The organism is Caproiciproducens sp. NJN-50 (genome assembly GCF_004103755.1).
In the GTDB taxonomy this organism is placed as follows: domain Bacteria; phylum Bacillota; class Clostridia; order Oscillospirales; family Acutalibacteraceae; genus Caproicibacter.
On the sequence record NZ_CP035283.1, the window covers coordinates 1,181,720 to 1,194,068 of the forward strand.

17 protein-coding genes are annotated in these 12,349 nt (G+C 41.2%); 14 read left to right on the plus strand and 3 right to left on the minus strand.

What is annotated here, in order from left to right:
- The first annotated feature begins 5 nt into the window (after positions 1–5).
- On the plus strand, positions 6–416 hold the full coding sequence (locus EQM14_RS05620) for a hypothetical protein (RefSeq protein ID WP_128742035.1): 411 nt from the start codon (positions 6–8) through the stop codon (positions 414–416).
- A 329-nt stretch (positions 417–745) separates the two neighbouring features.
- Here EQM14_RS05620 and EQM14_RS16960 read toward each other — a convergent pair whose 3' ends face one another.
- On the minus strand, positions 746–913 hold the full coding sequence (locus tag EQM14_RS16960) for a tyrosine-type recombinase/integrase (protein ID WP_128744242.1): 168 nt from the start codon (positions 911–913) through the stop codon (positions 746–748).
- Here EQM14_RS16960 and EQM14_RS05630 point away from each other — a divergent pair.
- From EQM14_RS05630 to EQM14_RS05645, 4 genes are all read left to right on the plus strand, one after another.
- Entirely contained in the window at positions 906–1,205 is a 300-nt protein-coding gene (locus tag EQM14_RS05630; RefSeq protein ID WP_164918978.1) for a RusA family crossover junction endodeoxyribonuclease, read from the plus strand. The two genes, EQM14_RS16960 and EQM14_RS05630, sit on opposite strands and share 8 nt — an antisense overlap.
- Positions 1,206–1,212: 7 nt before the next feature.
- A complete protein-coding gene (locus EQM14_RS05635; RefSeq protein ID WP_128742037.1) occupies positions 1,213–1,512 on the plus strand; it encodes a hypothetical protein in 300 nt (99 codons plus the stop codon).
- A gap of 536 nt (positions 1,513–2,048) precedes the next feature.
- Positions 2,049–2,555 carry an ASCH domain-containing protein gene (locus tag EQM14_RS05640; protein WP_128742038.1) on the plus strand — a complete coding sequence of 169 codons (507 nt, stop codon included), beginning with the start codon at positions 2,049–2,051 and terminating at the stop codon, positions 2,553–2,555.
- Between the two features lie 270 nt (positions 2,556–2,825).
- Positions 2,826–3,320: a hypothetical protein gene (locus EQM14_RS05645; RefSeq protein ID WP_128742039.1), complete on the plus strand. Its 495-nt coding sequence runs from the start codon at positions 2,826–2,828 to the stop codon at positions 3,318–3,320.
- Positions 3,321–3,934: 614 nt separating this feature from the next.
- Here EQM14_RS05645 and EQM14_RS05650 read toward each other — a convergent pair.
- Positions 3,935–4,225: a hypothetical protein gene (locus EQM14_RS05650; RefSeq protein ID WP_128742040.1), complete on the minus strand. Its 291-nt coding sequence runs from the start codon at positions 4,223–4,225 to the stop codon at positions 3,935–3,937.
- A 488-nt stretch (positions 4,226–4,713) separates the two neighbouring features.
- Between EQM14_RS05650 and EQM14_RS05660 the strand changes: the two genes are divergently transcribed.
- From EQM14_RS05660 to EQM14_RS05675, 5 genes are all read left to right on the plus strand, one after another.
- Entirely contained in the window at positions 4,714–4,938 is a 225-nt protein-coding gene (locus EQM14_RS05660) for a hypothetical protein (RefSeq protein ID WP_128742041.1), read from the plus strand.
- A gap of 125 nt (positions 4,939–5,063) precedes the next feature.
- Complete coding sequence (locus EQM14_RS05665; protein ID WP_128742042.1) at positions 5,064–5,339, plus strand: hypothetical protein; 276 nt, start codon at positions 5,064–5,066, stop codon at positions 5,337–5,339.
- Positions 5,340–5,441: 102 nt separating this feature from the next.
- Positions 5,442–5,618, plus strand: coding sequence for a hypothetical protein (locus EQM14_RS16305; RefSeq protein ID WP_164918979.1), 177 nt, complete (start codon positions 5,442–5,444; stop codon positions 5,616–5,618).
- Between the two features lie 41 nt (positions 5,619–5,659).
- Positions 5,660–6,862, plus strand: coding sequence for a hypothetical protein (locus tag EQM14_RS05670; protein WP_442861477.1), 1,203 nt, complete (start codon positions 5,660–5,662; stop codon positions 6,860–6,862).
- Between the two features lie 2 nt (positions 6,863–6,864).
- Positions 6,865–7,419 carry a Pycsar system effector family protein gene (locus EQM14_RS05675; protein ID WP_128742044.1) on the plus strand — a complete coding sequence of 185 codons (555 nt, stop codon included), beginning with the start codon at positions 6,865–6,867 and terminating at the stop codon, positions 7,417–7,419.
- A gap of 565 nt (positions 7,420–7,984) precedes the next feature.
- On the opposite strand, the gene EQM14_RS05680 is transcribed toward EQM14_RS05675, so the two are convergent.
- Positions 7,985–8,815 (minus strand): hypothetical protein, encoded by an 831-nt coding sequence (locus EQM14_RS05680; RefSeq protein WP_128742045.1) that lies wholly within the window; start codon positions 8,813–8,815, stop codon positions 7,985–7,987.
- 318 nt (positions 8,816–9,133) lie between these two features.
- Here EQM14_RS05680 and EQM14_RS16965 point away from each other — a divergent pair, with 318 nt between their 5' ends.
- The 4 genes from EQM14_RS16965 (at position 9,134) to EQM14_RS05695 (ending at position 12,342) form a co-directional block, all read left to right on the plus strand.
- Positions 9,134–9,388, plus strand: a complete 255-nt coding sequence (locus EQM14_RS16965; protein ID WP_164918980.1) for a toll/interleukin-1 receptor domain-containing protein — start codon at positions 9,134–9,136, stop codon at positions 9,386–9,388.
- A complete protein-coding gene (locus EQM14_RS05685) occupies positions 9,370–10,098 on the plus strand; it encodes a hypothetical protein (protein ID WP_128742046.1) in 729 nt (242 codons plus the stop codon). The genes EQM14_RS16965 and EQM14_RS05685 overlap by 19 nt, the downstream gene beginning before the upstream one ends.
- Before the next feature lie 36 nt (positions 10,099–10,134).
- On the plus strand, positions 10,135–10,728 hold the full coding sequence (locus EQM14_RS05690) for a hypothetical protein (RefSeq protein ID WP_128742047.1): 594 nt from the start codon (positions 10,135–10,137) through the stop codon (positions 10,726–10,728).
- Between the two features lie 243 nt (positions 10,729–10,971).
- Positions 10,972–12,342: a DUF4417 domain-containing protein gene (locus EQM14_RS05695; RefSeq protein WP_128742048.1), complete on the plus strand. Its 1,371-nt coding sequence runs from the start codon at positions 10,972–10,974 to the stop codon at positions 12,340–12,342.
- The last annotated feature ends 7 nt before the right edge of the window (positions 12,343–12,349 follow it).

Genomic DNA, 12,349 nt, shown 5'->3' on the forward strand with positions numbered 1-12,349 from the left:
AAATTATGAAATGGGATTCAAACAATGGAAGACCGGATTTCTCAAATGATGATATTAACTATCCGCCGAAAAAATATCCGAACGGAGCGCCTGAATTTAAATTTTATAAATATAAAGGAGAGATGCCTATGAAGTTGACGGTTAACGGAGATGCCTATCAGTTCAAAACTCTGAGTGAATTTAAAAGCAGTATGTCAAGAGGCGGAGACGTGAAGTTTGAGTGGAAAGGAACTGACTACACCATCAGTTCCGTCTGGCCGAACGGAAAAATGAAATTTTCGGCTGGTCCGTGTACCCGCGTAGAAAAAGACTGTACAGTTTACGATACCATCGATGAACTTTTGGAATATAAAGTGGGCGGCGACCGTTTGCGGGATATTATTACGCAGGCAGAAATTATTGACAGGACATTATGACAGTTTCCTATCTGGAAAAGATGAACCATTGTCGCGCCGCTATTCCGAATTTCAGTATATATGTAGAAATGACCTTCGCGCAGCTTTATGTGTGCTTTTTGGTGTAAATACTCCTTGCAGATTGCCCGCAAACCGTTGATATTACTGGATTTCTCCAAGTCCTATAATTTCACTCCGACCAGTAAAAAACCGCATGAGATAGCCAAAAATCGGTTATCGAGTGCGGCTTTTCTTTTTGCCTTGATTTTCTGTTAAGTACATTAAAGTACATATAAACACAGAAAAGTGTCGTAAAAACGTCGTACGACTATCGCAAAAAATAAAGGCTGTCACCAGTCCATCTTCATCGATTTTTTGATTGTCTCGGTATCATTTTCCACATAAATCTTTGTTGTAATTAAGACATTGGCATGACCCATCAATTTTGAAATAGTATAGATGTCCGTCCCGGCCTTGTAAAGCAATGTTCCGTAGGTGTGCCGCAGCCTCGTGCGGATCCGCTATAAGGCCGCGGCGCAGGGATTCCGATTTCCGGATGATGCGCAGGTGGTCGTCCAAATTACGGCCCGATTCCCGATTCCGGCCAGCAAGAGCAAAAAGGTGCGGTTCGCAATGCTGGCAGGACAGATCAAGCCGGCGAAGAAGCCGGACTGCGACAACATCGTGAAAATCGTCTGCGACGCGCTGAACGGATTCGCCTACAAGGACGATGCCCAGGTTGTCCTGGCGCAGGTGGCGAAGGAATATACCGACGAGCCGCGGACGGATGTCAGCCTGTGGGAGGTGTGATAGCACCATGAAAGCCCATATCCCGGCTGCAGCATACCTGACACGCCGCCAGAAACAAATCGTCCGTGAGTACGATTCAAACACCCAGAACGAGAATTTTACCCGCTACATAAAGCTTTCCGCCGTAGTGCTGCATACAAAATTTGGCTTTGGGCATGACCGGGTAGCCGATTTTCTCGGAGCAATTTCGGCGGCGGCCGAGGCGGCGGAAAAAGACGAAATCTTCTGGAAGCACATTGACGACGCTGTGATCGACGAAATGAAAATGCCGTTTGACCGCGAGAATTACGAGAAGGTGGACAAATAATTTCTATTTTGAAAAATAATTAACTGAATAGCCTGCTGCTATTTAATTATAAACCAGTTTGAAATAATTAAATAGACGCGAAAAAACCAGTACTGATGCGGATCTATGGCGTTCTCCAAATAAAATGAAAGCCGCTTGAAATTAATTCAAACGGTTTTGATGCGAAAACAAATTTACTTTTATCTCATTATGTACTTCAGGCCCTCAACATCAATGTGTTTTTTTTATTTTCAATATCATGCTTATCTGTTTTTTCTTTCTTTGAACAACGCTTCAAAATTAAAAGAATAATTTGGACGGTTAAGCTTGGAATTGTATTATTCAAAAGCAAATCGGAATTTCTCTGAAAATATTCAATTACATTATGTAATATCCCCATCAGCAATCACCCTAAAATAGCCTTCTCGGAAAATTGCAATTTATGTAAAGGGGCGTGAAACTATGTACGTAAATCCGTTCTGGATGGGAGTTCTGGTGACGGTCGTAGTCGAACTTGTCGCAATGATCGTGTTCGCGGCGGTGAGAGGAGCAAGGAAATGAAAGCTATTACAATCTGGCAGCCGTGGGCCTCATTGTTGGCCTGCGGCGCAAAGCAGTTTGAAACCCGAGGCTGGGCAACGTCATACCGTGGACCAATCGCAATTCACGCGGCAGAAATCAGTATTCCGCACGTCCTCAAGCAGCTTTTTCCCCTTGGAGAGTGGGATTATTCGCCTGACCATGAAGCAAAAACAAGATTTTTGAATGCGGTCGGAAACACCCTCCTGATGCCTATGGATGCACTTCCACTGGGCGCAGTCATAGCAACGGGCGAATTGGTAGCATGCCATAGGATTGTATGTCATGGAGGGCGCGGAATATCAGAGGATGACCCAGGATGGCTCGAAACGGATCGCGGCATTTATGAACCGATAGATCAGGAACTGCTTTTCGGCGACTGGACTCCGGGACGGTATGCTTGGGAGATTGCAAACGTACACATGCTTCCAAAACCGATCCCCGCAAAAGGAAAGCAAAGGCTCTGGAACTGTGATGTCGCTTAATGAAAAAGCGGAAAGCAGAATGCACTTTCCGCTTCTCGCTTTAACGCTTCGTATTAGGGCCAAGGGAGACTTTTCTGACGTTGTGACTGTCGTTTTGATTTCTCACATGAGATGATTGCTGCTTTGGGTTCTCGGTGCCTTCGGCGTTGCTCTTTGGATCAACCTTTTTCTTTTCGTTTTTCATTGCATTTCACCTCAGATTGTATCAATATCTGTTACCGGGATAGTATGACCCGGAATGATCGATTTACACGAAAGGATGATGGTACCATGACGGCCAACGAAGTGAAGAATCTGCTGAAGATCTACTACGACATCCCGGCTATGATTTCCGCCGAGTTCGCCACCATCCGCAACTGTGAAACGGAAAAAAATGGAATCTCGCTGCCGTCCGTCAATCTCTCGGGGCTGCCGGGCGGCAAAGGCTTGACCGGAGACCGCACGGCCTCCATGGCGCTGGCGAACCAAGAACGCTATTATGATGAAGAGATCAAAGCCTGCTCCCGCCGCATCGCGGAGCTGAGAGATGCAAGAAATTGGCTCGGCGTCGCCCTGGGGAAGCTGGACCAGACAGACCGATACATATTGGAACTGCGGTACATGGGCGATCCGAAGAACCGGAAATATCGCCGCCGGCCGGAATGGAAAGAAATTGCGGATAAAGTAGAACTCAGTGAAAGCCAGACGCGGGAGCGCGTGCGGATTGCCCTTCTGAAACTGATGATACAGGCCGATCAAATCGTTCTTCCAGGCATGATACGCTGAAAAACCGGCGCTTTCCGGCGGTTTCCAGCGGAAACCAGCGTTTCCCATCGCTTTTATTGTGCTAAGATATAATCAGCGAAATTGAGTATAAGAGGAATCCATATTTCACTTCCCTCTCAAAGCGTCGCCTATGCCAACGGGCGGCGCAGATATGCGCCACACTTTGATGTGACTTGGGGAACATTACACCAGCAGCGTCGGAATACTGACGAAAGGCTGGTGTGTGGCGCGGTTCAAATCCGCGGTGGCGCACTACATGCTCTCCGGACGGCTTGTCAGGCTGTATCGATCCACCCGAGGCGCACGGTTCCGGCGGGCGCGCTTGAATATTTCAGCGTTTCGCTTCGGCGGTGCGCTTTTTAGTTGCCTTATTTGACAGATACGCCGGAATGTGTTATTATTACCAAGTTGGAAGTATCCAACAAGCCTATCTTTTCATGCTAAGCCGAAGGCGTTTATTCGGTGTTAAGACCATTCTGAGCTGTTTCTATTGGTCGGAACAAAAGCAGGTATAGCAGTCGATTACCCGGGCGTTACGCGGGACAAAATATTATTGGGCATCCGCATTTAAGCGGGTGCCTTTTCTGTTGGGACGACCTTCGGGCCGTCCATTTTCATGCCTTTACCCCGTACATTTCGAACGTCCCTAGGTTTGTATTGACGGTTCCTTTCAAGGCGTTTCCCTCTATGGCTCCTTTGGCTGTGTACTGGACGTTGAAGAACCCTGCATTGAAGACTCCCGAGAATTTAAAGGCATCTCCATCTGCTTTTCCATTTCTGAAATTGCTTGTATCTCCCATTGCATGTATAGACCCGTTTAAGACTCCGTTGCGATCCGTAAAAACCACGGTTCCCTTTTTGGGTCCAAACGGAGTAACCAAAGTGACGTTATAAGTTCCGTTCATTATTCTCACCGCTTTCATAAGGCTAATTTACTATATGCCAATTAAGAATGGATGGTTGCAATTTATTGTAAATCATCCTTTTTCATGCCTAAAAGCGGGGAGATACCCATGAAATATCATTACCGGCCGGCTTTCAATGCCCGCGTCTACGGGCCGGCTGAGGCAAGAGCGGATCGATATTGGGAAAATAGATTGCGAGGTGGTGGGCGATGTGGCGAAAGGAAAGTATCAGAAGTGGCTGACGCCGGATGGCCTTACACTTCTAAAAGCATGGGTCCGTGATGGTCTTACCGATGAGCAGATCGCTCACAATATCGGTGTTTCTCGCAAAACTCTTTCAGCGTGGAAAGTAAGCCTAAGCAGCGCGGCATGCCGATCCGGCACTTCACCGGACAATGCGCGGAGGTGGAGTAAAATGCCTGAGTATAAGCCGCTCCATATTTGCAAATGGGACTTGCTGCAGCACGCCGTATCTGTCGGAGGAACTGTTGCAGCGGGCGTTTGTCGAGGCGTTCAACCGGGTTATTGAAAACAAAGACCAGATCGTCGAGGATTTTGATTCGATTATTGCAGTTCTGGTGGATACCACCGCGCTCGATAAGGAAAGCGTGAGATTGCGGGATGAATGCGCGGTCGTCATGGAACTAATCCGCAAATGTGTGGAAGAAAACGCCCATTCCGCAATGGATCAGGATGAATACCAAGAACGGTAGACGGTGGAAGATATCTGACAACTACTCCGACTTGGGATCATATTGCGCTTGATAGTTATCATCACAATCATTTAGCGTTCAAGTATTTTATTGAAGGATCCATATCTTATCTTCTACACTTATATTTGCTAGATGACGAAAGCGAAGAAGCTTGTTCTGCTCGAAGAAAGTTTTTAGAAGTCGTGCTCATCTTTCATTCAGAGAAGGAGAAAGAAGACTTCCGTTACTATGTTGACAATAATAAGCCATCATTTTTGTCCCGTGTCGCAGATAATCAAAAAGAATGTGCATGGCATGTGAGAGGCGAAAAAGAGCCTGCTCAAAGTGCATTAGTAAAGGAAATTGCGACAGGGGTTACCTTAAATCAAATGCTACAAGAGTTTCGTGAAAGTGTATTTTAAGTTATACAGATAAAGGATCAAAGATGTCGTTTCTCGCCTCGATTACTAAATAGTGGCCATAAAATCAGAATGATATGTCTATTACGTAAAGGGAGGATATCAATGGATGGAAAATATTTGCCTAAATCCGAATTTGATTCTGCAAATCATGCACTTGAGAGTATATTAAATGAACCTGTAGAAGATATAGATTTAACAGATATGATCCCCCTGCCTCTGATGTATCCGACTCAAATAAAGTGTTTAAAGGGAAGTTATCTATCCTTTTTGTTGATATGAGAAAATCCACGGATTTAACCGATGAATTGAAAGCAAAACGGATGGTCAAGGTTTATCGTGCTTTTATTCGCATGGCTATTCAAGCAATCCGTTATTCCGGTGGGTTTACGCGACAGTTTGCGGGCGATGGGATCATGGGCGTTTTTCAAGATAGTATAGATGAAAAATCACTTTTGAATTCGTCTCAAAAAGCTGTTAATGCAGCGAGATACATACAAACATTAATTGATTATTGCTTGAATCCTGCACTAAAACGGAAATTTGGTGATATTTGTATTGGTTGCGGAATAGGCATATGCACCGGGAATATCATGATTACCAAAGTTGGTATGCGTGGAAAAGAATCAAATGATACAGAAGAGAATGAGACAGGGATTGTCTGGGTTGGGTCAACTACCAATTACGCAAGTCGTTACTGTAGCCTAGCTAAACCTCGTGAAATTTTTATAGATGAAAAAACATACAACGGTATCGAAAAAAAAGAGATTTGGAACAAGATTTGCCGTGCAAAGGGGAATAAAGCTTTTACTGGATACGCCGTAACCGAATATTATTTGGAATTATCAGAAGATATTGCGCAAGAAGCTGTAAAGTCAGAAGAACAGCTGGATCCTGAAAGTACGTTTATACAGAATATTTTTGATGAGACGCAAGAAAAGGCTTTATTACTAGTAGACGAAATCAGTAAAAAGTCCGCAGAACTGTCAGTAGCATTGGAGAATCTGAAAAAGCGTGAGAGTCAAGTTTCAAGTAGTGAAAAAATTCTATCTCAAGAGCGTGATCGTCTACAACAGTGGCAGCAACGTTTGGATGCTAAGCAAGTCGCCGTGGACGAAAAGGAAACTGACAACAAGCAAAATGAATACAAAATATTTTACAATTTATTTGCGAAAACTTATTGTAAGGATGGAATAATCAAAGCGGTCGGAAAAGACTATTGGACTGAACTTATTGAAAAAATGTATGCATTGGGAAGTAATATAGGTAAATCGCAGCTTCAAGTAAAAATTGATTTGTACTGTTATTTAGTTGACATATATATGTGCTTTGACATGTACGAAGAAGCGTATGAAGCCCTTTGCATTCAAGCAGAATATTCAAGTTGGTTAAACTCATCTGTTGTTGAAAATGTTGTACGCAAATCAGAACACTGGGCGAAATTGAAGGAAATCTTTGAAAAACGTGTTTATGAAAGAAAAGATTATCAAGAAGCTTTACAGAAACTTAAATCAATGGGGTATTAAGGATGGAAAACAAACGAAGTCGAGAAGAACTGAATGAGGTACTTGATCGCAACACTGCATGGATTGAAAATTGCGATTCAAAAACTTCCATCATTTTAGGTGGGATAGGTGTCATTGTCGGAATCTTGCTGGCATCCGATTATATAGGCAAATTTAAAGAGATAAATAAATATATGGTTGACAATACAGGATTTTGGACCGTGCTTTACCTTATAGTTTGGCTTTTCTCTATATTCGGTATTTTGGTAGGATGTGTGTTTCTGATTTATGTTTTGATTTCCAAAATTAACCCGAATGAGTTTTCGAATAAGGGAATAAAAGCGGATTCTCTTATTTATTTTTCAACAATCGCCCAGTTTAAATCCTATAACGACTATAGGCAGAAGCTCAACAAATATGATACTACGGAATTGAATGATGATATAACCTCTCAAATATATATCTGTTCCTTGATTTGCAAAAGAAAATTCATGTTTTATAAGGCGGGTTTAACTACATCATTATCGAGTTTCACTTTGTTCGTATTGATGACTATTATTGGACTTTTTATAGTTTAGAACATTTACACTAAGACAGTCTATATCAGGCCATTTAATTAAAAGTGTGCACCCCTTTGGCAATTGCACCCATTGAAATCAAAGAGGCACCCATTCGCTGTTGATTAGAAACGAATGTGAAATTGCCTCGATATTACCGTTATTAGACATCGAAAGACCGACGATTTTGAATCGTCGGTCTTTCGTTTTGTCTGTATTCATGCGGGATTGAGGGCTTTGCGCACGTCTAAAGTCCTATAATTACACTCGAAAGCAAAATTGAGTGACAGGACTATGCTAGATGATATAATTAACGATGCGTGAAATGTAAAATTCTAATACATAGTTATTAGTTCTAGCCCCATATTGGTTGGGGAGTACTTTAATGCAACTAATACTTTACGCATTTTGCCTTCCAATGTTTTTAATTCCAGAGAGATATTGAATTTGGGAACATTATATTCCTCTAAATACTCTAGGTTGTAAAAATAGCTCTTTCGGATGCAATTCTTTATCAAATGTGCCAATTCTTCTGTGGAATAATCTTGAAGGCCCAATTTCTCCATAATAGCTGCTTTCTTTTCTTTTAAATATAGCAACTTCTTCTCAAGGCTGATACAGGCAGCTCAAAGGCCGAAGTTATATTAGAATATATAGCATTCATTGAATATTTCAAATCCTCCGGGTCTGCGAAGAGCGCTTCAATTTTATACGATAGAAAGAGCCCGAAATACATATCATTTATACTTTTTACGGAGAATCCAAAGTCTTCAAAATCGTAACCGCAATTATTTACGTTTTCTGCATCGTCTCTATCAGCTTCATGTTGAAGTATCATTGTATCTTTATACTTAATTCCTAGATTAACCAAAGAGTATGCCAAAATTGTTTTCAATCTGCTAGAAAAGGTCATATTAACATATCCCACAAAAAAAGCTAAATTACTCAACGCATCAATAATGGCTTCGAATTGTGCATTTGACAAGTTATTGATGTAAATTACATAGTATTGAGTAGGATGCTTAAAAATAGTGGAATGGAATTGTACTAAGTTTTCAAAGACAATTTCTTCACTGATTCCTAATGGAATTGTGTCTGCTATAATATCTCCACAAAGAACACTATATGTACTTTCCTTGTTTAATGCTGGCAATATACTTTGAAAGGCCACATTCCCATACCAATTGCTTTGAATTAAAGTACTGTCGAAAATGAAAGCCACTTCTTTTTTATCCTTATGCACGGGAGTTAACGCTAATTTTAATTTCGAATATTCTATTCCTTTGGCCTGCAACTTCTTCTTCAGTTCTACAAATTCGCTAAGAATGACCTTGGCACATTGATCATTAGTTAGATTAAAAGTATTAACTATGACAGGAAGTAGAACATTTCCTCTTGCATCAAGTGTAAAAATCATATGTCTTCTCCTTACATCTAGGGGTCCTAGATTCAGTTTATTCTATTATATCACAACCTGAATAAAGAAAATAAGTTAATAAATTCTATATTTTTGTAAGTACCGCTTGTCGACTGCCTGCAAACCATTGGTATTGCTGGACTTATCCAAGTCCTATAATTACACTCGGAAGTAAAATTGAGTGACAGGATTTATTAACAATGGTATAATTATTATAAAAAGAATTAATTACAGGTTGTATGATTAATGAAATGCTTGTTCTGTAAGTGATGTTTATTGCTTACTAAAAATTTTAAGATATTAGGAAGTGGCAGTGCGATGGAAAAACGTATTTTCCTTTCTTACAACTGGAATGACACTAAGGACGTAAATCGTCTTGATAATTTATTTTCCCGATTCCAGATCCATCTGACGCGAGACATCCGTGATTTAAAATACAATGCTAATATCCATAATTTTATGGATGGCATAAGAAAGCACGATAAACTAATATTATACGTAAGTGATTCCTATTTGCGATCAGTTAACTGTATGTATGAAGCCTCACAAGGGACATGCAAGGAAAAGTTCTAATTATTCTCAAAAATGGCACACGATTATTCAGCATCAATGATAAAAAGGAGCTGATCGATTATTGGCAAAAAAAGTACCAAGAAATTCTACAAATGGATTCATGCCTCTTTCAACAGGAGATTATTGACACTGGAATAGCCTGTAATTTCATTGGTGCGTTTATTGATTTCATAAAACGAGATAACCGTATGAATGAAGAAGGGCTAGACTTTGACACCCTATTAGATAGCTTGGGTGTGGAAAAATCTTTTCCGACTATTGTAACTAAAACAGTATTTGACTGGATAGCACAATATCCTGAAGCAAAACTGTTTGATGTTTTGGAGTTAATCAACGACCTGTACAACTCGGCAGACATCTGTTTTTCCGAATTTCCTAACATACCAGATGATGAAACCCATTATATATTCCGAGAAGTCCAGTTTGAACGCGACATTAATGGCATAAACCTGCTTTTATTTATTACTGACAAAAAATCTGGCGAGGACAAATCTATTATCTATCCACATTTGGTTGCTATTGAAGAAAATAGTATTCGGAGTGATCGACATGCCAAATATTATCTTGAATGCGAGAACCCATCCCAAAAACAACGATATCGTGAAATATCTAGTTCATGTGGGGTTGTAGATAGCAAGTCCTATAAGGACACTCCTGCTATTGTCTTCACATCTTTTTATAGACTTTCTTTTGTTGTCCTGTTACAATAAAAGTATATTTTCTAATCTGTATGAAAGGTGGATGTCATGTTTCAAACTGCTCCTGGAGTGACAATTCCATTCTCCAATAAGATTTTGGAAGAATATCAGATATTTGAAGGAGAATCCATTTGCGCTAATGTTAGCTATGAAAAACTATCAGCTTTAGTCACCAATTTTTATCAAGCACTTCCTGAGCCATTGTTTTTGGTGATGCAATTGCCGCTGTCAATTGATGAAGAAAACAAAATGGGATTTGAGGAAATCCTTCACCAAGAAGTACTGTATCTTGACGGGCAAACACAAAGTCAAATCGATACAATAATGACTTCATACGGTCAGCTATTATTAAGTGACGGATTATCTCAATTTGCTATTGCATCTCATCAAAGCCACGAAGAGATTTTTATTCAGAAATACAAAGTGGTCTCTATTTATTCGGAGACGCCAGAAAGGTATGCCGTCCTGCTAACAAAATATGGTTTACACAAAACTGACCATTTGATAACTGCCTGGGATACTTTTTCAAAAGATTATCCTGGTGAATGTCGCAGAATCTGTATTGAGGGCCTTGACGCCTATAATGTGGCAGATATATTAAAAAAGCAAGGTATGTATCGTGCAAAAATAATTGAAGACTAATATCTATAAAATATATTTATATGAAAAAATATAAATACTGTTTGCCAACCGTCTGCAAAGTCCTATAATTTCACTCCGACCAGAAATTTATCAAGAGCTGTCATATCTTTTGATGCGGCAGTTTTTGATTTTTTTATAATATTTTGAATTTTGCAAAAGTTGCCCTCTGGAAGGCAATTCCTGTAACAAAAGCCTCGTTCAGTGAAAGGATGACAATCCTTATCATAGAAAGGGACATGTAAAATGACGGAAGAAAATTACCAATATCGCACCAGTCTGTTCCTGCTGCGGAATCAATTTATGGGGAAAAACAAGCTCCAAATTCCCGTTATTCCAAAATTTCAGGCTCAGAAAGACGACTTTGATAATTTGAGGCTGATCGGCTTCGATAAAACAAAACTGGAGAACACCAGTCACCTTGACCGCATGGTTCATTTTTTTCTATATGACTATAAATTTGAGCGTGTCTGGAAGAATCCCGATACCGATTTGGAAAAGCTGAAACGCTATCGCGCAGTGCTTTCCCCCGATTTCAGCATGTACGTCGAAATGGCGCCTGTTTTGCAGCTTTATAATACCTTTCGGAACCGCTGGTGCGGCGCCTATTTTGCGTCAAAGGGAATTCGCGTCGTGCCGACCGTCAACTGGGGAAGTGAGAACACGTTTGAGTTCTGCTTTGACGGGATCGAAAAAGGTTCCGTAGTTGCGGTGTCAACCTATATGGTGTCGGCGCATGACAACCGGCAAGATCAGAAAGAGTTCTTCCTCAAGGGTTATAACGAGATGCTCCGCCGGATCGAACCGGAGAAAATCATCTGTTATAACGAACCGTTCCCTGAAATGCAGGGCAATATTGTGTTTGTCGACTATGAGCTGAGCTCGTGGAAATACATGAACGACGATCCGTATGTACCGTCCAAATACGCGGAATACATCTGCGGGGAGGAACTGCTTCTGGCAGGGAGCAATCTCATTATCAAAAGCGGATATGTTGTAAGTAAGAATGATGAGCACTATAATAGTATTATTCAGACTGGAATGGGCAGCGCCTACGGGGGAAAATGGAGACCGGACCCAAACAAGCCGGGCAATCAACGCCTTGTCGGCAATCCGGGTGACAAAAATAAAGATGGATACAGGGAGACACATATAGGTGATAATGGGTTAGGCGACAGAGAACGCCATAATACAGATCACGGCAACCCCAAAGCCCATACGAATCCTCACGATCATATCATAACGTGGGAAAACAATCATCCGAATTTCAGTGCCCAGATCAATTACCCGGACGGCGCTCCGGAATTCAAAAAATACGGAGGTTATTTTTATATGGGCGGAAAGATCATTCAGGGGAGCACACCGGAACAGAATCGCTTTGTCAGTATCAGTGATTTCAAGTGGTGTATGAGTTGCGGCGGCGAAGTGGAATTTGATTGGGCTGGTCAAAAATACGGTGTTTCTCATATGAAAGGAAAGATCATCATCTATCTTTACAACCAGCCTGATACGACGAGATATTTTAGCACCGCAGATGATGCCCTGGAATACATGGTCGGTAAAAACAGGCTGCGGGATGTGATTACGCAAGTGATGGTAATTGACAGAACAATATAGCCGAGGT

Excerpts from the sequence above, each read along its gene's own strand:
- EQM14_RS05620 (WP_128742035.1), top strand. The coding sequence starts at position 6 with ATGAAATGGGATTCAAACAATGGAAGACCGGATTTCTCAAATGATGAT.
- EQM14_RS05635 (WP_128742037.1), top strand. The coding sequence starts at position 1,213 with ATGAAAGCCCATATCCCGGCTGCAGCATACCTGACACGCCGCCAGAAA.
- EQM14_RS05640 (WP_128742038.1), top strand. The coding sequence starts at position 2,049 with ATGAAAGCTATTACAATCTGGCAGCCGTGGGCCTCATTGTTGGCCTGC.
- EQM14_RS05645 (WP_128742039.1), top strand. The coding sequence starts at position 2,826 with ATGACGGCCAACGAAGTGAAGAATCTGCTGAAGATCTACTACGACATC.
- EQM14_RS05650 (WP_128742040.1), bottom strand. The coding sequence starts at position 4,225 with ATGAACGGAACTTATAACGTCACTTTGGTTACTCCGTTTGGACCCAAA.
- EQM14_RS16305 (WP_164918979.1), top strand. The coding sequence starts at position 5,442 with ATGGATGGAAAATATTTGCCTAAATCCGAATTTGATTCTGCAAATCAT.
- EQM14_RS05670 (WP_442861477.1), top strand. The coding sequence starts at position 5,660 with ATGGTCAAGGTTTATCGTGCTTTTATTCGCATGGCTATTCAAGCAATC.
- EQM14_RS05675 (WP_128742044.1), top strand. The coding sequence starts at position 6,865 with ATGGAAAACAAACGAAGTCGAGAAGAACTGAATGAGGTACTTGATCGC.
- EQM14_RS05680 (WP_128742045.1), bottom strand. The coding sequence starts at position 8,815 with ATGATTTTTACACTTGATGCAAGAGGAAATGTTCTACTTCCTGTCATA.
- EQM14_RS16965 (WP_164918980.1), top strand. The coding sequence starts at position 9,134 with ATGGAAAAACGTATTTTCCTTTCTTACAACTGGAATGACACTAAGGAC.
- EQM14_RS05685 (WP_128742046.1), top strand. The coding sequence starts at position 9,370 with ATGCAAGGAAAAGTTCTAATTATTCTCAAAAATGGCACACGATTATTC.
- EQM14_RS05690 (WP_128742047.1), top strand. The coding sequence starts at position 10,135 with ATGTTTCAAACTGCTCCTGGAGTGACAATTCCATTCTCCAATAAGATT.
- EQM14_RS05695 (WP_128742048.1), top strand. The coding sequence starts at position 10,972 with ATGACGGAAGAAAATTACCAATATCGCACCAGTCTGTTCCTGCTGCGG.